Annotated in this window: 20 protein-coding genes; 8 read left to right on the top strand and 12 right to left on the bottom strand. The window is 46.2% G+C overall.

All coding sequences use genetic code 11. The features are described from left to right. Positions 1-40 precede the first annotated feature (40 nt). Together ABIE27_RS05395 and ABIE27_RS05390 are read left to right on the top strand one after the other, a co-directional pair. On the top strand, positions 41-2,416 hold the full coding sequence (locus tag ABIE27_RS05395) for a carbohydrate-binding domain-containing protein (RefSeq protein ID WP_429350061.1): 2,376 nt from the start codon (positions 41-43) through the stop codon (positions 2,414-2,416). A gap of 644 nt (positions 2,417-3,060) precedes the next feature. Further along, on the top strand, positions 3,061-3,375 hold the full coding sequence (locus tag ABIE27_RS05390; protein WP_240036757.1) for an ElyC/SanA/YdcF family protein: 315 nt from the start codon (positions 3,061-3,063) through the stop codon (positions 3,373-3,375). Between the two features lie 77 nt (positions 3,376-3,452). On the opposite strand, the gene ABIE27_RS05385 is transcribed toward ABIE27_RS05390, so the two are convergent. Next, positions 3,453-4,028, bottom strand: coding sequence for a class I SAM-dependent methyltransferase (locus ABIE27_RS05385; RefSeq protein WP_429350060.1), 576 nt, complete (start codon positions 4,026-4,028; stop codon positions 3,453-3,455). Positions 4,029-4,156: 128 nt separating this feature from the next. Next, complete coding sequence (locus ABIE27_RS05380; protein WP_123063975.1) at positions 4,157-4,837, bottom strand: FHA domain-containing protein; 681 nt, start codon at positions 4,835-4,837, stop codon at positions 4,157-4,159. Between the two features lie 241 nt (positions 4,838-5,078). Between ABIE27_RS05380 and ABIE27_RS05375 the strand changes: the two genes are divergently transcribed. Further along, positions 5,079-5,234 carry a hypothetical protein gene (locus ABIE27_RS05375; protein ID WP_429350059.1) on the top strand — a complete coding sequence of 52 codons (156 nt, stop codon included), beginning with the start codon at positions 5,079-5,081 and terminating at the stop codon, positions 5,232-5,234. A 116-nt stretch (positions 5,235-5,350) separates the two neighbouring features. Next, entirely contained in the window at positions 5,351-5,776 is a 426-nt protein-coding gene (locus tag ABIE27_RS05370) for a hypothetical protein (protein ID WP_123063974.1), read from the top strand. Positions 5,777-5,921: 145 nt separating this feature from the next. Here the strand turns inward: ABIE27_RS05370 and ABIE27_RS05365 are convergent, their stop codons facing one another. The 4 genes from ABIE27_RS05365 to ABIE27_RS05350 all read right to left on the bottom strand — a co-directional run bounded on the left by ABIE27_RS05365 (position 5,922) and on the right by ABIE27_RS05350 (position 11,912). Then, on the bottom strand, positions 5,922-8,498 hold the full coding sequence (locus tag ABIE27_RS05365) for a DUF2339 domain-containing protein (protein WP_429350058.1): 2,577 nt from the start codon (positions 8,496-8,498) through the stop codon (positions 5,922-5,924). A 266-nt stretch (positions 8,499-8,764) separates the two neighbouring features. Further along, complete coding sequence (locus ABIE27_RS05360) at positions 8,765-10,081, bottom strand: MFS transporter (protein ID WP_123063972.1); 1,317 nt, start codon at positions 10,079-10,081, stop codon at positions 8,765-8,767. Positions 10,082-10,374: 293 nt separating this feature from the next. Further along, a complete protein-coding gene (locus ABIE27_RS05355) occupies positions 10,375-11,019 on the bottom strand; it encodes a bifunctional 2-keto-4-hydroxyglutarate aldolase/2-keto-3-deoxy-6-phosphogluconate aldolase (protein WP_123063971.1) in 645 nt (214 codons plus the stop codon). A gap of 95 nt (positions 11,020-11,114) precedes the next feature. Continuing rightward, positions 11,115-11,912, bottom strand: a complete 798-nt coding sequence (locus tag ABIE27_RS05350) for an IclR family transcriptional regulator (RefSeq protein ID WP_123063970.1) — start codon at positions 11,910-11,912, stop codon at positions 11,115-11,117. 287 nt (positions 11,913-12,199) lie between these two features. Here ABIE27_RS05350 and ABIE27_RS05345 point away from each other — a divergent pair, with 287 nt between their 5' ends. After that, on the top strand, positions 12,200-12,790 hold the full coding sequence (locus tag ABIE27_RS05345) for an AAA family ATPase (protein WP_429350057.1): 591 nt from the start codon (positions 12,200-12,202) through the stop codon (positions 12,788-12,790). Between the two features lie 176 nt (positions 12,791-12,966). On the opposite strand, the gene ABIE27_RS05340 is transcribed toward ABIE27_RS05345, so the two are convergent. Then, complete coding sequence (locus ABIE27_RS05340) at positions 12,967-14,058, bottom strand: LCP family protein (RefSeq protein ID WP_429350056.1); 1,092 nt, start codon at positions 14,056-14,058, stop codon at positions 12,967-12,969. 82 nt (positions 14,059-14,140) lie between these two features. Between ABIE27_RS05340 and ABIE27_RS05335 the strand changes: the two genes are divergently transcribed. Next, positions 14,141-15,115 (top strand): aldo/keto reductase, encoded by a 975-nt coding sequence (locus tag ABIE27_RS05335; protein WP_429350055.1) that lies wholly within the window; start codon positions 14,141-14,143, stop codon positions 15,113-15,115. Between the two features lie 139 nt (positions 15,116-15,254). Here ABIE27_RS05335 and ABIE27_RS05330 read toward each other — a convergent pair whose 3' ends face one another. The 3 genes from ABIE27_RS05330 to ABIE27_RS05320 form a co-directional block, all read right to left on the bottom strand. Further along, complete coding sequence (locus ABIE27_RS05330; RefSeq protein ID WP_123063966.1) at positions 15,255-15,716, bottom strand: MarR family winged helix-turn-helix transcriptional regulator; 462 nt, start codon at positions 15,714-15,716, stop codon at positions 15,255-15,257. 143 nt (positions 15,717-15,859) lie between these two features. After that, the gene (locus tag ABIE27_RS05325; RefSeq protein WP_123063965.1) at positions 15,860-16,537 is read right to left on the bottom strand and encodes a TIGR00266 family protein; all 678 of its coding nucleotides are present in this window, start codon (positions 16,535-16,537) and stop codon (positions 15,860-15,862) included. After that, positions 16,534-16,932, bottom strand: coding sequence for a winged helix-turn-helix transcriptional regulator (locus ABIE27_RS05320; RefSeq protein ID WP_123063964.1), 399 nt, complete (start codon positions 16,930-16,932; stop codon positions 16,534-16,536). The genes ABIE27_RS05325 and ABIE27_RS05320 overlap by 4 nt, the downstream gene beginning before the upstream one ends. 168 nt (positions 16,933-17,100) lie before the next feature. On the opposite strand from ABIE27_RS05320, the gene ABIE27_RS05315 reads away from it, so the two are divergent. After that, on the top strand, positions 17,101-18,321 hold the full coding sequence (locus ABIE27_RS05315) for an MFS transporter (protein WP_123063963.1): 1,221 nt from the start codon (positions 17,101-17,103) through the stop codon (positions 18,319-18,321). 206 nt (positions 18,322-18,527) lie between these two features. Next, entirely contained in the window at positions 18,528-19,370 is an 843-nt protein-coding gene (locus ABIE27_RS05310; protein WP_429350251.1) for an aldo/keto reductase, read from the top strand. Positions 19,371-19,419: 49 nt separating this feature from the next. Here the strand turns inward: ABIE27_RS05310 and ABIE27_RS05305 are convergent, their stop codons facing one another. Together ABIE27_RS05305 and ABIE27_RS05300 are read right to left on the bottom strand one after the other, a co-directional pair. Then, a complete protein-coding gene (locus ABIE27_RS05305; protein WP_429350054.1) occupies positions 19,420-19,599 on the bottom strand; it encodes an aspartyl-phosphate phosphatase Spo0E family protein in 180 nt (59 codons plus the stop codon). A 117-nt stretch (positions 19,600-19,716) separates the two neighbouring features. Beyond that, positions 19,717-21,045 (bottom strand): helix-turn-helix domain-containing protein, encoded by a 1,329-nt coding sequence (locus ABIE27_RS05300; protein WP_429350053.1) that lies wholly within the window; start codon positions 21,043-21,045, stop codon positions 19,717-19,719. Between the last annotated feature and the right edge of the window lie 253 nt (positions 21,046-21,298).

Raw genomic sequence — 21,298 nt, 5'->3', positions numbered from 1 at the left:
ATTCGATTGACCCATTATGATTTGGAGAGGAACGATATATATGAAGAAGAACAATTCTCAGAAACGTAAAAACATGATTACAGGCAGCAAACTGTGGTCCATCGCCATGATTACCAGCTTGCTCGCAGCATGCAGTGCTCCAGCAACGACAAGCAGCACAGCAAATGCAGCCGTCTCCACAACTGGAACAACCAAAATCGTATCCTTCAGCGAGTCTACGTCCGTGAAGTATGCTGATCTGGTCTCACTCGATGCCGATGATACAAATGTCAGCTGGACTGAAGCGGAATCGACCATGATTAAGCTGAACGGTACGACAGCAACCGTAACCGGGTCCGGTGCGAAGGCAGCGAGCGGTTCGGTTACTATCTCCGAAGCAGGCACTTATGTGTTGAGCGGTGAGCTAACCAACGGCCAAATTGTGGTCAACGTCGCTGATAAAGGCGTGGTACATCTAGTGTTAAACGGCGCAACCATTCATGACAATGACAGTGCAGGAATCTATATTCAAAAGGCAGGAAAAGCGGTAATCACGCTTGAAAAAGGAACCCAAAACGCCGTTTCTGATGGTAAAACATACGTATATGCCGACAGCAGCACCGATGAGCCGGATGCGGCCATCTTTAGCAAAGCCGATCTTACGTTTAACGGTGCAGGTCAGTTGACCGTCACAGGCAACTATAATGAAGGGATCACAAGCAAAGATGATCTGAAAATCATCAGCGGTTCCATTAACGTCAAGGCAGCTGACGACGGCATCAAAGGCAAAGATATGGTTGCCATTCAGTCAGGTACCATTACGGTTGATGCAGCGGGTGACGGCATTAAGTCAACCAATGATACAGATGCCAGCAAAGGGTTTGTCGCAATTGCAGACGGCACCTTCAACATTCAGAGCGGCAGCGATGGCATTCAGGCGGAAACCGCACTTGTCACCGATGGCGGTACGTATAACATCGTGACGGCTGGCGGCAGTGCGAATGCACCTGCCAAGGTCGAAGAAGGTCCCGGCGGCGGTGGATTCGGCGGAGGCCGTGGTGGATTCGGTGGTGATGGTGCAATGAATGGCGGAACGCCTCCAACCGATATGGGCACACCACCAGATGGTGAACCGCCTGCCGACATGCCAGCGATGCCAAATAGCAATGGCTCGAACACAGGTACACAAGCAGGTACAGGTAAGAGTACGAATGCAACGACGACTACAGAGGAAGAGTCTATAAGCGCCAAAGCGCTTAAAGCAGGAACCAATCTCACCGTCAATGGCGGAACATACACAATTGATTCTATGGATGATTCCTTGCACAGCAATAGCAATGTGACAGTAAACGATGGGACTTTCAACATTCAGTCCGGGGATGACGGTATTCATGCCGATCAGGCGCTGACTATTAACGGTGGAACCATCAAGATTGTGAAAAGTTATGAAGGACTCGAAGGGGCAATTATCACCTTGAATGACGGGGAAGTGGACGTAACAGCATCAGATGATGGGGTGAATGCCGCTGGCGATGAGGCAACAACAAGTAGCACAACAGCAACTACATCGGGAAAAGATACAAATAACAGCAGTTCTGTTATCGACACAAACAAATCAGTAGATACAGATACTGACACAAACTCTGCTAACTCCACTGGAACGACGGGTACCACATCCACGTCAAATCACTCGGTACAAGATACAGATGCAAGTCAGCAGAACCGCGGCCCTGGCGGTATGCCAGGTGAATCATCAGGCAATAACGAACTTCACATCAACGGCGGAACTCTTACCGTAAATGCTGGTGGTGACGGCCTCGATGCCAATGGTTCCATCACAATGACGGGCGGAACGGTTATCGTGAATGGCCCAACGAATAATGGGAACGGGGCACTGGATTATGACGGAACGTTTGTAATCAGCGGCGGATATCTTGTTGCGGCGGGAAGCTCTGGCATGGCGCAAGGCACTTCCGATGCTTCAACGCAAAATACAATCGTGATGACCTTCCCTGAGACACAAAAAGCCGGAACACTGGTTCATGTTCAGGATAGCAAAGGCAACAATATCCTGACGTTTGCACCAGCTAAAGATTACCAAAACGTAGTCGTTAGCTCACCTGATCTCGCAAAAGATGGATCTTATGTCATCTTCTCTGGCGGAACATCGACAGGCAAAGCGGTGGACGGGCTCTATACTGGCGGTACCTATAGCGGCGGAACCCAAATCGTTGCCTTCCAATCCACAAGCAATGTGACCTGGGTGAATGAATCAGGCGTAACGACAGCCCGCTCCGGCATGGGTGGTTTCGGTGGCGGCAATGGACAAGGCGGATTCGGCGGTGGGAGAAATCGTTCGCAGTCCGGTACATCTACGGATACAATGGGTACGACAAGCACAACTGGAACTACAGGAACTACGGATTCGGCAAAGTAACCAAATTCAATAAGCTGTTTGAATAGATGGCAGTTGCCATTGCCTGACCTCAGTAAATTAAAAAGTCCGGCTCTGATTTCACAATCAAGTTGAAATCAGAGCCGGACTTTGCTTGTTTTTCCCATAGGAAAATAAGTCATCTAACAGAACCCTGTCATCTTAACGCAAATATGGATATATATTCTAAAGGTTGCTTAGCTGGTTTCCAATTAACTATGACACTGGAGGAGCGTTCTTTTTACGCAGATAAGTTACATTCTTGGATAAAGGAACATACTTAATTGGGCAACAGCTGAGAACAACTTCAATCGGGTATGGAAACCAAGCCGCGTGATTCACTATATGGCTCAAGGATGAAATCAGGGTATCGAAAGCATCGAAAGCTCAGGTTTCACGTCAGAAATTAAATTCTAACGATCACTAGGAACCTTATTTTGCAGGAAAACACCCTTTTCAGATTCTAACGATCACCACGGAGCTTATTTCCAGGAAATATGCCAAAAAACAGCCAAAATATAGCTTTTCTACCGAAATAGCGTCACTGGGGATCGTTAGATTTTTATAATAGCTGAATCCAGCCAAATAGCGTCTCTGGGGATCGTTAGAATTAGTCAAGGCGAAATCTAGATTCGTGGGGAACCATTTTGCGTGAAGATCAGGCCACGAACACCTTTGAAAACTCAACATTTCCGAAGCATATTCTTCATAAAAAAGGGATCAATCCGGCTAAGGCAATATTAGTGTATAAATCGGTCCATGCACGCCGTGCCTTACTGACGTATCAGACTGTTTTTAACGAGACGACTTTCTATGTGAAACCTGTAACCGATAACAGTGGGATTACCAAAGATAACTGGTATCTTGATGATATGAAAATTGCTCCCGTGATGAAAGAGCTAACCAAGGTAGGACAATACTTTGCCCATCATATCCCGAATTGGGTCAACCGTCCAAACTAGCTGTACATACTCATTAAGCTGTAGCGATAGTACAACCTCACATGGTCGATTTTTGAAAATACCCACCTGTCCCACTCTCAAAAAGCATACACATACACCTTCGTTCGCAGTGCATCGCGGCAGGTGATGGTACGCAGTGGCTCCTTGCCCGGCAATGCAAAGCAGACGCTAATGACCTTCGCCCCCGGCGGCAGTTCCCGTTGGAACTTGTCCACGAGCCGATTCATTGCACCGGGAAATAGATAACAGATCACACAGTCCGCATGCGCATAGGAGCATGTGTAGATGTTGCCTCGGGTGAAGCGCAGGCGCCCCTTCAACGAATGCTGTTGTCCTCCCGCCCGGCGGAGCAATATACTCAGCCATGTTAACCATTGAGAAGTCCACAGTGGGATGAGTGAGTTTTCGATGCCGGTCAGTCTTTTGCCAGGACAATATTTCACTACATCCATGCCCAGCGTTCCCCATCCCGAACCCGCTTCCATAATATCTGCATAACCCGATATACGATTAACCTCCTGTATAACCACTTGTCTGACCGGGCGGGATGTCGGCATGGGCGAAATTCCATTTTTCCAGCTTACGATTACAATCCATATAACGGCAATCAAAGTTAACACGGCGATAAGCCATGGAAATAATTGAATAATCATCATGATCTCATCATAACAAAGGGAAGCTTCGGCGGTCTATGACCGCGCAAAAGCTTCCCTTTGTCCATATTCTTATAAAAGGCATGATCGTTGTTACTTGGTATTTCTGTCTAGAGGATATGATGCAACTATTCGCCAGTTTCCCCGACATGAGATTTCATGTATACCCCTTTTTTGTACACGGATTTAATCGTAAAATGAATACCCAGCTTGCGATTCGTGCGGTAGATGAGCGAGTTAATCTCATCGATACCCACCGGATCACTCTCCAGCATACTTCGTTCTGGCCACACCTGAGCAATGATCTGCTCCCTCGTGACAAAATGATCCAGTTCACTGTACAGCAGTTTGAACAGTTGATACTCCTTTTTCGATAAGGGAATCTCATCCTCGTTCACCTGCACTGTCTGCAAATGATCCTGTAAACGCACACCTTCACCGAGCAAGTCCGATATACGGTATTCTCTCGTCTCCCCGAGATCGCCTTCCACTCGAAGGTGAATCAAACCGTTGACCAGTGTCAGGCTGTCCCCTTCGCCAAACGGATATTTCTCATATGGGACAAGGCGCTGCCCGTTAAGTTCGGTTCCATTTTTACTATCCAGATCCTCGATCCAGAGCTGTTCTTTCGTGTCATAATGAATGCGGCAATGCCGCTTCGATATCATCTGATTATAGATGGACAAGTCCAGTTCACTGACACCTGTGTAACGCCCCACCGTAATCGAGCGCCCCTGGCTCACATAGGCGAATGAACCATCGCTCTCCTGTCCCGGCGTACGAATGACGATTTTTGCCGTCTCCCGCATGTTATTCCCCACCTTTAATGTCACTCGATCTCTATCTTTTCATTCTAGTACTGATAAATTCATCAGATTTGTTCCATTGTTTGCATGCCTGCCATTTCATATAGTGATATACAGGAACACCATAGACTTAAACAGACTTAAACACTCATTACTCATTCTATTACTATACCAGACGTTGTGCTTTTTTTCTCATAACGCCCTGACGGACGCTTTAGCTTATTCAACAAGAGAGGTATTTCCCATGAAGAAAAAAACCATTTTGATATACGTACTGCTTGCCTTCGCTTTATCGATCACCCTAACCGTGCTGTCACGCGTGAGTGACGATGGCGGTGTATCACCAAAAGGGACATCAGCCTCCGAAATCTCCTGGCTTCGTATGAACAATCAACCTTAAATGTGGCAGCTACTCTATTATAAACGCGACTCCTGTGCAAAACGTTTCACGAATGTCATCGATGCGTAACATTTGCAGCACGTCTTACGTTCCACGATATAAGGGGAGGAATTACAGTGAAAAGAAATACCATTCACGCAATCACATGTGCTCTTTTTGCTGCTTTGATCCTTAGCAGTTGTCAAAGCTCGGATCGGCCCAATCCAGCGGAATTAAATAAAACTCCACGAGAGCTGGGGTCATTCTATCCGGATAACATTACGGAAGTAGATTCAATTGAAATCATGAGTGGCAGTGACGGTTCTACAAAAAGGACAACCAATCTTCAGTTGATTCATGACTGGATTGAAAAGATTCGACATGTAAATATTGTTCAGCATCCAGATGCAGAAGACACAACAGGGGTTCTGTTTCATGTGACCATGTTTAAACAAGAAAACGTCATATTTTATATGACACCTACCCATATGAACCATCAGCCAATTGAGCCTCAAGGTGAACTGGCAGACCTCATGACTGAGCTTTACGAAGCCATCCCATAGCTCTTATTGCACTAAAAAGGACTCTGAAATCACTTCCATTCCAGAGTCCTTTGACAACGTTCAACGAAGTATGCAACGTAGCAAGCACAGCGTTTTCTAACATGATTAGTACAACAACACTGGTTATACGCCTGCATCAATTCTGTTAATCATCTGTTTCTTCGACCTTCGCCGCGCTCTCCTTCGCCTGTATCTCCTCCATCCGGCTGGACACCTTCTGATACAGATACGAAATACCCAACAGCAACACACCAAAACTGAAATATGCAAAGATTTTGCTGCCTGCGGTCAGGAGACTGACATCGTAGAACACCATCTTGCCCGTGGCGAACAGCGTCAGGCCCAGACCGAGACGCCGAATCATGACGTATTTTCGACGGAATCCGTACGCAATATAGAGAATCGCCAGCATCAGATAGATCAGGCTAAACATCAGCCCGACATCGCCCCACTGGAATTGAATGGTCAGAAACACCGTTATGACGCCGAGCAGATAGGTCCCTGCAATAACAGGATACCACTCCACACTTTTGAACTGACCACGGATGCTTGCAATGAGCAGGTCACGCCCAGCGAAGAACACACCTACGTTGAAAATAATCAGGACAATCAGTCCGACAATCTCGGCCGCCGTATGCTGTTCCACACCTGGCTGCAATGCAGGCATTGTCAAAGTGACAGCCAGTGCAATACAGCATCCAACCGCATGCAAGAAGAGTGTATACCCACGCAGGAACGGGTCACGAAGCCATTTCACTTTGCCCAGTCCATACGCCAAAGCAATCGTCAGCGCAGCAAACATAAGCATCTTGTAGAACATGTACAAGACGAACGTTTCATCAACAGCCCTGACATACAGTTCGTTCGATTCATAGAGCACGTATAACCATACATTCACAAGGGTCACGTACCTGAAACCTTCCAGGAAACCGCGCTCCCATGGGGCGTAGTTGAAGCTTCTTCCCATTCCTTCGGAGGCATTTCCGCGCAGTGCCCAAGCATAATAAAGCGTAATGAGCAGGGTGCCCAGCGTAAGGCTGGAGTATTTTAACATGAAATACGATTGTTCCCCCACAAAGAATAACGATAACAAATCATACTGCACAAAGATTGTAATACATAGGAGCACAATGCCCCAACCCGCACGTTCCACCGCCTTGAACTTTCTGAAATGTCCAAACGTAACGAGCAGCACTCCTTCGATCAGCCAGCCCATCGACAGCCATCTCGAACCAAACTGGAACGGAACAAACAGAATGGTAAAGGTGAGCGACGTAAGATAGAACAGTAGAATTGTCTGCTTCTCCAGCGCCATATAACGCTGAACGAACCTCGCAAGTCCGAGATAGACGAGTGCAAAAATAACAGCAAGCAAGCCCTGCGCATCATTCCAGCCCGCCGCATCAAGCAATACATATAAAACAAGACAACTCAAGCTTGTATTCATCGCTAACAAAGCAAAATCCCACCAGGTCAGCTTCACCCGATGTTTAAACGGATACGCAAGCGTAATACCCAGATACAGAGCAAAAGTCACCACAGAATACAGCATACCCACCTGTTCACTTGGCGACAGCCACAGCAGAATCAGCATGGACGGCGCGTGGAACAGGAAACTGATATAGTGCACCACCGGCCAACGCTGCCCAAAGGAAATAAACACAATGATGCCGTTCAGCAACAACAGATAGATCATTGCGGTATAGACCGCTGTGCCTTCCAGCCCAAACGTAAAAAGGTACGAGAAGAAAGGCAAATATCCACCCACAAGACCAAAGGAACAGATCGTCTTGGACTGATACCGCAACGACAACAACACGGACACGGCCGACACCAGAACGGATAGACCGAGACCTGTATATAACCCGATGATCTGAAGCAGAAAGTAACTGTAGAAGATCGAACCGAACAGCACGGAGATTCCTCCGCCTAGCAATCCCATTGCAAATGTTTTCTTTTTCCGGCGGAACAGCCATTCCCCACCTGCGAGCATCAGTACACCAAGCAGAAAGAAACCCGCACCCTTCATCTCATCGCTAAACCATGTTGAATAAGAATATCGGAAGGCTGCTCCTACCCCCAAAATAATGAGCAGGATGGCTACTTTGTTAATCCAGCTTAGTCCAATGCGCATCTCCATCCGGTTCTGCTTGATTCGGCGCTGGATCGTTTCCTCACTCAGTTCCTCCTCTGCCATCTGGTCATAACTATGCTGCATCTGTCCGCGCACAGCCTCGGCTCTCTCCCATACTGCCTGCTTGTGCGATTCGATCCGCGCATTCACCTCGGTTGCCAGATAGGCAATCTGTTCCTTCATCTCAGCCGCATCCTCTTGCAGATGCTGGGAAGCCTGATTGAAGAGAGTATTCAGATTAGATTTGGTGCGATGCTCTAATTCGCTGATATGGTCATTATGTACTGCTGTTTTCCCTTGAAAATAGGTCTCCATCTTCTCCCGGGATACCCGGATCAGATTCAGCTTCTCGTCCAGCATCTGCTCGGACAACGCCATGCGAAGACGCGCATTTTCCTCTTCCATCTGGCGTGCACGACGTTCCAGTTGTTGCAGCTTGAGCTGTTGCGCTTCCGTCTGTTCCAGCAACTGTTCATTGCGAACCGTAAGGTCATCGGACTGATACTCCTGCAGTAAGGCCTGATAGTCCTTGGCGAGTTGCCTCTGCTGCTCCTGAACCTGCCTAAGCCGATCCTTAAATTCCTTCATGGACTTCCTCCATTGGTTGTCATAAGATGTTTTCCTATATTTTACTATACTTATGGCAAAAATTGAGGTTTTCATGATAACTTTCCATCTGATGCATTTCTGAGGATCTACATATAAAACATAAAAAACACCAGCACTCCAGGTCTGTGATATCACAGATGCCAGAAGATGCTGATGCTTATTAATAAAAGCAGCGTGGAGATATCTAAAAACGATCCAAATATACTATGGAAGGTAATTATAGAATGTCATTTTCGTTAATCGACTCAATGCGTCGGTTTAGGGATGGGGTTTTTCAAAAATACGCCGTACGACAAAGCGCCCAGAAGCAGCAAACCTGCGCCCAGCAAAAACACATTATTAAAGCTGCCTGTCGTATCGAGAATGTATCCGGTTACAACAGGAGCAAGCGCAGCACCCAAGAATCCGCCAAAGTTCTGTATTGCACCCAAGGAGGCTACTTGTTCACCCGGAGCAATATCTGCAGCCAGTGTCCATATGACACCTGATGGTAGTTGCGAAGCAAAGTAACCAACAGACAATAAAACGATACTCACAACCGTACTGTCGATGAATGGGATAGGCGCTACCGACGCTGCGGCCAGAATAGCTCCACCAACGATAGGAACCTTACGTGAGGTGACTGCATTTACCCCTTTTCGAATGAAAAAGTCCGAGATTAACCCGCCCAACAGTACGCCGATAATTCCGGCTACAAACGGAATCGAGGCAATCCAGCCCGTTTCCTTCAGCGTAAAGCCCTGCTCCTTCTCCAGATAGCTTGGAAGCCATGTCAGGTATACCCAGATCGTAAACATAATACCGAAGTTTCCGATGATCATAAACCAGGTGCTTTTGTGTTTGAACAATGAACCCCAGTTTGCTTTCGGAGCATCAGCAGTTTTTTCTTTTTCCATATCTGTGCTCTGTTCAGCTGCAGCCACCGGCCCTTTGATCAGCTGTTTTTCGGCAAATGTCGGATCACGATACACTTTAAGCCAGATCAGCATAATAATCAGACCAATGACACCCACAAAAATAAACATACCTCTCCACGTCATCGTTAACATTAGAACCGTCAAAAGCGGTGGTGCGATGGCATTTGCAATCTGTGAACCCGTGTTAATGATCGAGGTCGGCAGTCCCCGCTCACTCTTGGCAAACCAGCGCTCGGTAACCTTCAAACCCGAAGTGAAAAAGGGAGACTCCGATACACCAAGCAGCATCCGCATCGCGTATAACAGGGAATACGTATTGGTAAACGCACTGAGTATGGTTGCGACAGACCACAGTCCAGACGCCCAAGTAAACATCTTTTTAGGTCCAAATTTGTCCACGAGCCAGCCAGCTGGTAGATTAGCCAATGCATAAGGCCATAAAAAAGCGGATAACAGCAAACCCATCTGTGTGGACGACAGCCCGAATTCTGCTGCTATCGTTGTATTTGCAATGCTTAGATTGGATCTGTCCAAATAATTCACAACTGCACCCAGGAGCAATAGTAAAATGATGCCCCATCTCAAACCTACTTTCGGTGCTTGAGGTACCGAAGCAGGGGATGGCGATGGTTTTAATGTTGCCATGGAAGTCACTCTCCTCAACATACATAAATATTAAATTACTCAAATTATATATAATGAATAAATATGGAAATTAAAAGTTTGAGCAAGCCCTGCTCTTCCCCCAGTAAGGGGAAGATTTCAATGAAGTATACGTTTTCATAACTGGGTAAAAGCGCTTTATATCTCTGCTGCTGTCCCAACAAGCTCCAGCCCTTCGTCCCCCTGCATACTCACAACGACCAGCGTAGTGCAAAGCCCTGGTCGCTGTGAACTTCGTTTACACGCGCACGGGTTATCTGATCTTCTTGGGTTAATTAACGCGCAGCAGCTACCGCCTGCAGAAACTCTTCGGCAGCCTTTGTTACTCGTCCATAATCACCGGAATCCTTGGCTGCTTTGGTGATATAACTGCCGACACCAACGCCAACACAGCCAGCTGTAAGCCACTCATGCACATTTTGCGGCGTAACTCCACCCGTAGGCGCAATCGCAGCTTGAGGCAAAGGCGCAGACATCGCTTTTACATACTGTGGCCCTACAGCTTCTGCCGGGAACAGCTTCACGATATCCGCTCCCGCTTCAAGTGTCTCTACGATCTCCTTGGCAGTGAACGCCCCACTAACGGTTACGGCCTGGTAACGGTTAGCCACCTTGATCATATCAGGGTTGAGTTGAGGACTCACCAGCATCTCTGCTCCAGCCAGTATAGCAGCTCGCGCCGTTTCCCCATCGAGAATTGTACCTGCACCGATCAGAATGCCTTGGGAAGCATATTTACGTGATAAAACCTTGATAACATCAAGCGCTCCCGGTACACTCATCGTGATTTCAAGCGCCCGGATTCCTCCTGCAATTGCAGCTTCTGCAACGGATAGTGCCTCTTCTTCACTTTCTGATCGAATAATCAGTACAATGCCGGTTTCGGCAATGGTGTTCAAGTTCTCCAGCTTACGCCACATATCTGTATCCCCCTTAACTCATATGTCTATATAAATTGAACTAAAGACTTTACACAATTCACTCCGATGATAGAATAACCTCTCTCCACATCGCCCTACTCTTGTCTTTGCGGATACAAACGATCACCGCTGTAGCCCAGCTGACCTGAGAGCTTCCATGCGGCTTCTTTAACCAGCTTTACAATGCTAGCCTCACGTTCCGGGGTCATGCCGGAATACATACTAGCTACACTGATTGCAGCCACCGGCTCGTCCCACTGATCATAGACAGCAGACCCGATGCAGTACATCTCCAGATGATCCTCACGGTCATCGATAGAGTAACCGCGCTCACGAATCTCCTGCATGTCCTGCAAAATATCGGGAACCGTCACTTTGGAGTAGGATGTGCGCGAAGGAATCTCGCCTTCTCCCAAAATCTCCAGCACTTTGCTGGTTGGAAGAGCTGCGAGCAACGCCTTACCCAGTCCGGTAGTATGCATATACCGGCGAGAGCCCAGCTTGGCCGTTGGACGCATCACGGAATAACTCTCCGCTTTGTCCAGATATACAATCCTTCCCTTGTCTTCAATGCCAAGAAAGGCCGTACTGCCTGTCTGACGATTCAATTCCTGAAGCAAAGGCCGGGCCATATGGGGAACTCCCATATTGGACAAATAAGCCATACCTGTCTCAAATACTGCAATACCCAGGCGATATGTCTTGAGACGTGCATCGTCCATTTCAATAAACCCTTTGTGCAGCAACGTCTGCACGAGTTCAAACCCGCTGCTCTTGGGCATGTTCATCTGTTTGCATATTTCATTCAGTGTTAACGGAGCACCACTCTTGGCAAATAAAACGAGTAAATCTGCTACACGCTCCGCAGATTTATTCATGCGAATATTGTCCATGTTATCTCCTTCAAATTCTTCGACGTCGAAGTTCGCATATGTGAACTTATTTCACATCACCGAACGATGCCCTCATTATAGATCAGGCCTTCAGAAAATATCAACCGCTTTCCCGAAAATTTTTTTATGAATTCTTTTTCCCCAAAAGGGATTGTTTTTCTGAGAGAAACAGTTTACTCTAGAAGCAAATGTTCACCAACGCGAATCAAGTTCGTATATGCGAACTATATAAAGAGTAAAATCTATTCATGATCGATATGATCCTGATCATCTGTAGGGGGAAGCACATGAAACCTGTACTGATTTTTCTAATTGGCTCCGCTGGCTCGGGTAAATCAACCATCGGCAAGAGACTAGCCACCGAGCATCACTTTTGTTACTTGGATAAAGATGTTTTGTGTAACACGTTTACAGGCAAACTTCTGGAAACGCAAGGGTATTCTCCTCATGATCGTGACGGCAACGGCTATTACCGCGATGTCGTGATGGATCTAGAGTACGAAACGTTACTAAACGTAGCCAACGACAATCTGCAACTAGGCAGATCGGTTATTCTGGATGCGCCTTTTGTTGGTTATTTTCATAAAAGCGATTACATTGATGAGTTGGTTCACAAATACGGGTGGGATCAGGTCATTCCTGTTGTGCTCCGGGTCGATGTAAATATGGATGTGCTTGAACAGCGCTTGCGAAATCGAGGGTTGGAGAGGGACAGATGGAAGCTCGAGCATTGGGATACTTTTGTGCAAGGATTGAAAGCCAACGTCTGTACGTGGGAAAATGTAAAGCTTGTCTCTGTCGATAACAGTTCAGAAAATTTGGATCTGGAACAGCTGACTTCACAGTTGCCCTTAGCTGTAACCTCACTTGGTTCTTAGCACTGACCTTAAACGAAAACATATGAATCTGACACCCGTATGAATATCCATATCAATACGCATCAAAAAAAGTACACAGAGAGCATCTGCCCTGCTGTGTACTTTGGTGTTTTTTTATCATATAGTTATCTATTCATCAAGGCCGCGAAGATCCACTGTTCCCCATTGATGTGAATCTAGCTTTTATCTGCTGTATCACTTGTATCTGCTTTGCCGCTTTCATCTGTCGATTCAGGCTCAATAAGCTGTGTTGTATTCGGGTCCAGCCAGCTGGAAATCATACCGCGTACATATTTCAGATCGTCCTCAGACAGATCGTAGTACCAGGTACCACTGCGCATCTTCCCATCGCCCTTCAGCATGTAATTGCTGATAGTTGGAATGCTGTCTTTCATATATAGAGACTCGGCAAAATTCACGATAAAGTCCGATTTCATATTTGTTGTAAAATTCGATCCGGCAATCTTGATGATATCTGGGATTTTGGTCAGATTTTTGACCTCCAGCGCACGATTCATAAAGCTACTTAAGAAAATCCGGTGACGCATCGTACGATTGAAATCAGAATCCTCCCGATATCGTACATATCCCAGCGCCTCTTCGCCATTATAGATCGGTTTATTAGCCTCTACGAATAACTTCTCATGGATCTTAAGTTTGTTCTCTATGTTTTTCTTGATCGGCAGCTCCACGCCACCCACCGCATCGACAATGTCCTTCAAGCCATGAAAGTTAATCGCCGCATAGAAGTCTACTTTGTTCTCCAACAGCTTCTCCACCGTGTCCATTGCCATCTTGGCTTCGCCGTGCGCATAAGCCGAGTTAATTTTCGATTTCACATCACGACCCACAATTTCGGTGTAGGAGTCACGCGGAATGGATAACAGTAACACTTTATTATCCTCTGGACGCACGACAGAATAAATGATCGTGTCCGAACGGCTTGGTTCATTATCCCGCTGGTCGATGCCCAGTAGCAACAGTGAAAAAGGATCGGTATGCTGAACAACAGGCGCATCCTTATCCCCTGCGGGTTTAAACGAATCATCCAAAGCTTCCTTCACCGTACCTGAGGCGAACAGGTTAAATGCCAGCACAACGAGTTGCTTCTGATAGATAAATCCGATGCCTCCGAGCACAATCAATAGGCTCAGTATGATGATGAGCGGCTTCTTCCATTTTTTCTTCGGTTTTTTCGGCTTCCGTCGGGTTAAATGTGCAGCACTGTTTTCCATCATATCTCCTTTAGTTGCGGTTTCTTCATTCATTTAACTATATTAATAACACGTTTTCAATAGATTACGATATAATCGGCTATACAAATACTGGACACAGAAGGAGCGATGAGAGATGGAATATCGACGTTTAGGCAACAGCGGTCTGCGTGTATCGGCGCTGGGGCTGGGCACAAATGCATTTGGCAAAAGAGCTGATCAAGCCGCTTCGACCCGCATTCTTCATGCAGCACTGGACCGTGGCATCAACTTTATTGACACCGCCAACATCTATGCTGGCACAGAATCAGAACGAATTATCGGACAGGCACTAGCCGGTCGGCGGGAAAACGCAGTGCTTGCTACCAAAGCCGGCTTGCCCCGGCATGATGGTCCCCATGGGCGCGGCTCCTCGCGCTACCATCTCCAGCAAGAGCTGGAACATAGCCTGCGGCGTCTGCAGACGGATTATGTTGATCTGTACCAGATCCATACCTTCGACCCGCATACCCCGCTGGATGAAACGTTGCGTACGCTCGACGACATGATCACGTCCGGCAAAGTGCGCTACATCGGCGCCTCCAATTACGCCGCCTGGGAACTGATGAAAGCCCTCGGCATCAGCGAGATGCGCGGATATGCGCGGTATATCTCCACGCAAACCAGCTACTCGCTCGCCGACCGCACACCTGAGAACGAACTCGTTCCGCTATGTCTCGATCAAGGTGTCGGCATTATCCCATATTTCCCACTGGCTGGCGGCATCCTGACGGGGAAATACAATGGACAAGCCAGCATACCTTCTGGCTCCAGAGCAGATACCGACCCTTCCTTCAACCGCTTCCTGCTGGAACATAATATTCAGCTTAGTGAACAGGTAAGCGCCAAGGCAGAGGCTGCCGGTTGCTCTCCAAGTACACTATCGCTGGCATGGCTGCTAACTCGTCCGGCCGTATCCACGGTAATCGTGGGAGCCACGCAGACGGAGCAGCTGGAACACAATCTGGCTAGCCTTGATCTAAAACTTTCAGATGAATTACTGACTGAACTTGATCAACTCAGCGAGGACTTCCGTCATGGTCAGCCATTCGCATCGTATAGACTAGATTAGATTCCAATGACAAATAAACCTTCCAACCTTACACGGTTAGGAGGTTTATCCATTTTTCGTCATTTTTCGCGCAAGATATATCATGAATCCACTTCATGCAAACGGAAGCCGCTGATGAAAATTAAAAGTAGTATCTGTATTATTGATCCGCTCTGTGCCTGATGAATTCCTGCATGATTTCCATATAACCTTCTCTACGATCCGCTAAAAGCTCGAAGAAGTTTTTATCGGATTCCTCCACGAGATTCATGCCTTCAATCGCCAGCCTCGTCCCCTCTGGCGTTGTCGTAATGATATTCGCCCGTGTATCCGTATGATGACGCGCACGCTTAACGTATCCTCTCTTTTCAAGGGCTCGTAACACTTGGGAGGTAACATTAACGTCTACATTGGCAAAATGAGCAATCTGTACCTGGGTGACTCCCTTGCCTTCCGAGTCGCGTTCATTAAGCCATAGACATGTATGCAATAATATAAATTGCGGCTGAGTCAGATCAAGCGGTTCTAGAACCCTCCGTACTTCCTTCTGCCACATTGTGGTTACCTGCCATAACAAGTATCCGGGACTATCTTGCGGATTCGTGTATCGTGAGCTTTTCATTGTTCTACCTCCGTGATGTACGATCTTGTGCAACAGAGTTGTATGTATATATCATACATGGTATAAGGAAACTGTTATAATAACGCTTCGAAATACACTTCCGTTGCACCTCTGTTCATTCATCTATGAAATAATATAACGATTTATCGTGTAGGAATAAACTGTTTTATCCATTGACCAAATCCCTGTGGATTTCGACTCTGGATTAGGACGGTACCCTCTCCTCGAAAGCGGCAAACTAACCCTTCGCCACTCGTCACACTGGACAACCAGCCTTGGGATGCTTTTTCGATGCGATAATCAACGTAATGAGGCCAAGCTACCAAGTGGGCATTATCGACAATAATCTCTTCGCCAGCAGCCAGTTGTATAGGATGTATCGCACCATAGGAGGACAGAAACACAGTGCCTCGTCCGCTAATCTCAATAATAAAGAAGCCTTCTCCGGAAAAAAGACCTTTTTTCAGATTCTGCATTTTGGTATTCACCTGAATGCCTTCTGTTCCTGCCAGAAATCCGTCCTTCTGTACATAGAGAGAGTACGAACCATCCAGTTCTACTGCCTCCACACTGCCCAGTGTTGTTGGAGATAACAAAATCTCCGCGTTCCCCCCGGCTGCCGTCAATTCCTGAAAGAAAAATTTCTCTCCACTCAGCATGCGGCCAAATCCAGCGAGCATGCCGCCTTCGGCTGATCCTTTGAGTTCAACGGTAGGCGACATGGACACCATGGCTCCACTCTCAGCCTTGAAACGCTCTCCACGCTGTAACTCTACCTTAAGCATAGCAAATGCGCCATCGTATAGAATTTCGTATCTCACGGTTTCATCAGCTCCCTGTCATTGTCAGTAGTAAAGTCATTGAGTCCGTTATCTTCCAGCACAGCTGCTTTGTCACCATATTCCTTGATGATATGCTGGTCACCCCAATTACATAGTGCGGTCAGAATCGGCTCTAAACTCCGGCCGTAATCACTCAGTTCATACTCTACCTTGGGTGGCACCTGATTGTACACGATTCTTTTTACAATACCGTCATTCTCCAGCTCACGTAGTTGCTGCGTTAACATCTTCTGGGTGATTGCGGGCATAATACGCTTTAGATCACTGGTTCGTTTCTTTCCATGTGTCAGGTGACAGAGAATAACACACTTCCATTTGCCGCCAATAACCTCCAGCGTTGCTTCAACGGATATATTATATTTTTTGCGCTCCATCGTTGTCTTCCTCCCCGATGCATCTATTATTTGCTTCCGTTCATGCTAATGTATAGGCACCAAAAAGTACGTAGGGTACTAAAAAGTACGTACTGTTCATGATATACCGAATAATTCATAATAGCATTTGCCGGTAAGCAAATCTACATTCTAGGAGTTGAACAGGACATGCATCATGAGACAAAACACAGCACTTGGGCGCTACTGGCATTAGCAATCAGCGCTTTTGCCATCGGTACAACAGAGTTTATCAGTGTAGGACTCTTGCCTCTGATCGCAAATGATTTTCATATTAGTGTATCTTCAGCGGGGCTGACCGTTACCATATATGCTCTGGGTGTCATGTTCGGTGCACCGATCCTGACATCACTGACGTCTGCTATATCACGCAAAACATTGCTGCTGGCCATCATGATGGTTTTTATTGCCGGCAATACCCTGGCATCCTTATCCACCGGGATTACTGTGCTTCTTATCGCACGGGTGATATCAGCTCTCGCACATGGCTTGTTCATGTCGATTGGCTCTACCATAGCAGCTGATTTGGTACCCGAAGGCCGCAGAGCAAGCGCTATTGCCACGATGTTCTCGGGTCTGACCATTGCAACGGTAACGGGTGTGCCTATTGGTACATTCGTAGGCCAACATGTTGGCTGGCGAGCCGCCTTTATCCTGATTGCAGCTGTTGGCATCCTTGCCTTGATCGTTAACCTCTTGCTTGTGCCCTCAACGTTACAACGCGGTATACGTACAGCCTTTCGAGATCAGGTGAAACTCGTAACGGGCGGTCGTTTGATGCTTGCTTTTATCATCACGGCCGTAGGCTACGGAGGCACATTTGTTGTGTTCACATACTTGTCTCCGCTATTGCATGACATTAGCGGTTATTCGGATCAAATGATTGCTTTCATTCTGCTGTTATACGGTGTGGCCATAGCCATTGGTAACATGATCGGCGGTAAAGCAGCCAACCGCAATCCATTGAAGTCACTTCTTGTCATGTTCGTTGTGCAAACGATCATCCTTGGCATCCTGTATTTCACCGTTCCGTTCAAATGGGCCGCACTCGTGACTATTATGGGCATGGGGCTGCTCGCTTTCATGAATGTACCTGGCCTTCAAGTGGTGGTGGTTACACTCGCAGAAAGGTTTGCACCACAAGCCAAAGATGTCGCGTCTGCCTTTAACATTGCCGCGTTTAACGGAGGTATCGCTATAGGTGCCTATCTGGGCGGCGTCGTGAATGACTCCATCGGTTTGATCCACACCACCTGGGTCGGTGCATTAATGGTGCTCATTGCGGCAATCCTGACGTTATGGGCGCAACATCTTGAACAGCAAGTTACCACAAACTCAGACAGGTTGGATACAAATTTTGTTAAGGTTTGATCTAGTAGAAAAGTAACCTTTCTTGTTATAGATCAGAGACCGCTCGAATCCATATCTGGTCTCATATTATATCGACATACTATATACGTTACTATATAGGTTGGACGTTATTTGATCTACTATGATTTAATTTTGTATCATGAATTGTTGGCAATTTCACTCTATATGGAAATATAAACAGATTTCAAGGAGGATTTCTCATGACAATAGCAAAAAATCTACAATCGACAACAACATTACACAACGGTGTTCACATGCCTTGGTTTGGCCTGGGCGTATTCAAGGTCGAAGAGGGATCCGAACTGATTGAGGCGGTAAAAAGTGCAATCAAACAAGGTTACCGCAGTATCGACACGGCGGCGATCTACGGCAATGAAGCAGGAGTTGGACAGGCCATTGCTGAGGCATTGCAAGAAAACGGGTTAAAGCGCGAAGACCTGTTTATTACCTCTAAGGTATGGAATGCTGATCTTGGTTATACAGAAACACTTGCCGCATTTGAAACCACGATGAGCAAGCTGGGACTGGAAGTTCTCGATCTATACCTGATCCACTGGCCCAAAGCCGGTAAATATAAGGGTGCATGGAAAGCCATGGAGGAACTGTACGCAGCAGGCCGAATTCGTGCCATTGGCGTAAGTAATTTTCAGATTCATCACCTGCAAGATCTGATGCAGGATGCACAAGTGAAACCGATGGTCAACCAAGTGGAGTACCATCCCCGTCTAACGCAGGAAGATTTACGAGCATTCTGCAAACAACATGGCATTCAGCTTGAAGCCTGGTCACCGTTGATGCAAGGTGAGCTTCTGGATAACCCAGTACTAGCAGAGATCGCCGCAGCCAAAGGTAAATCTATCGCACAGGTTATCCTTCGCTGGGATCTGCAGAATGGCGTTGTAACCATTCCGAAATCAACCAAAGAACATCGGATTATCGAAAATGCAGCCATTTTTGACTTCACGCTGTCCACGGAAGAGATGGAACAGATCAACTCGTTAAACGAGAATGTGCGGGTAGGCCCAGACCCGGATAACTTTGATTTTTAATTCAATTCGTTAAAATAACACCACTAACCTATGAAACAAAGTCGATTATTTATCCATCGGCTTTGTTTTTGGTTTCTTCTTTATGATTAAACTGGTTAATGAGTTTATCCAGGATCATGGACTGCTTGATTACTTCAGAATGTAGAAATCCGTTATATTCCTTTGTAAGTTCGTTCAATCGGCCCCTGGCCCGCTCCATTTTCAACTGTATAAGTACACTTTTTCTCATCAAATTAACCCCTCTGAAACATTGTAGAATCTGATGTCAGATTATAGAATATTGTTTTAAAGGCACAAAAAGAGTTCTATTATATGAAATTTGACCGAATACACTTCCACTTTAGCCTTACTTAGCTTCATATAACTCTGAACGATCTCTAATTTTTTCGAAAATAGCTAAACAGGAATTAAGAATTGTGCTACTCCCCATAGCTACGGATAGATTCAAGCCTTCCAACATAAGCTCTGTGGCAGAAAGAATATCCTTACTCTCAATGAAGCGATACACGGCCAAATCCCCTAAGAACTGGACGTATTTTTCTTTTATTATCGTCGGTTTATACTCCCCGAATTCGGCTTTTCCCGATTGATAAGGTATATATTCCGCAAATCGTTCTAAAATCGTGTCAATATTGAAATGATAAATATTTGCTGCTTGGATCATGTGCCACAGAGCAATGAATATCTCCCCTTCACGGGTTGCTATATAATCAGCATATTCATCTATAATCTGCACTTCTCCTGACATCAGACGATACAGGTAGGTATTCGCAATAGCCCATTCTGAGAATTGTCCAATAATCTGTTCAGCTTGCTCGTCTTTCTCCCGAATCCAGCGTTCCCCTTTATCGTATAAACCTACAAGATCCAGTGCTCTTTTGTAATCACCGCACTTCTCACTTGCAGTAGCTTGGGCCAGATAGGCGTATAAAATATAATAATAAAGCGGTTTTTCTGTCTCTTTCTTTACTTCTATCGGCCGAACAGAACGGTGTTGCAATTCATATTGTATCGTTGCGATTCGTTGCATCTCTTGGGCTAGTGTATTCACTTTCTCCCACTTATGGGCCATTCCGAATGCATGGGATAGTTGCTTTAGTGCTTCAAGCTGATCGGCTTCATCCAGTCGGTTCACGTATGTCTCGAACCGAGTTGCCGCTCGTACATTTTTTTCCATATTGTCCCCTAGATCAATTAAAAACAAACGATATTGGCAACGTGCAAGACGTTCAGAATGCTGATACTTTTCCGCTTCACATACCCCTCTGTATAAAACTGATGCAGCCATATATTGGTTATTTTCGAATAACTCCTCAGCTATATCAAATAATACGGATACATAAGCAAGGTCTTCTAAAATACGGTTTGTAACTTGCTGGATACAATCCACCCGATCCAAATCAGCACAACGAAATATAAACGGCCGTATACGTCTGATGGAGATCAGGGTTGAAAAACACTCGTCTATATAATCATCAAAAAAATAATCTTCAGGTAATCCCATACCCGCGGTAATCGCTATAAGTTGATTCATAGATATGGGTTTATTGCCCTGTAATATACGGCTGAGCGTACCTGAATTGATGCCTGATGTCACAGCAAAGTGTGAATGTTTAATATGATTATCTTGTATGTACTGCATCAATTTTTCTCGAATTGAATTTGTACACTCCATCATACACACCTCCGCTAATATACAAGTAATGGGTTGAATTTCCTGTATATAACTATACCAAGTAAGAATCATTCATGGGTCTAAAAAATATGATCTAACACATGATTTTCTATACTCCATTTATCCATTCCGAATCATAGCACAACCGGCTTAAGCACAATCCCATCCCCTGTTTATTTAAGGGTTATGATCGCCCAAATAACATTTCCGGGAATCGTGAGATTAACAAGCACCAAAGAGGCTGTGTCTAAAT

The organism is Paenibacillus sp. 4624 (assembly GCF_050435065.1).
GTDB classification, from domain to species: Bacteria; Bacillota; Bacilli; order Paenibacillales; family Paenibacillaceae; genus Paenibacillus; species Paenibacillus amylolyticus_D.
The sequence above is the reverse complement of the archived record's forward strand: the minus strand, read 5'-3'. Positions and strand labels throughout refer to the sequence as shown.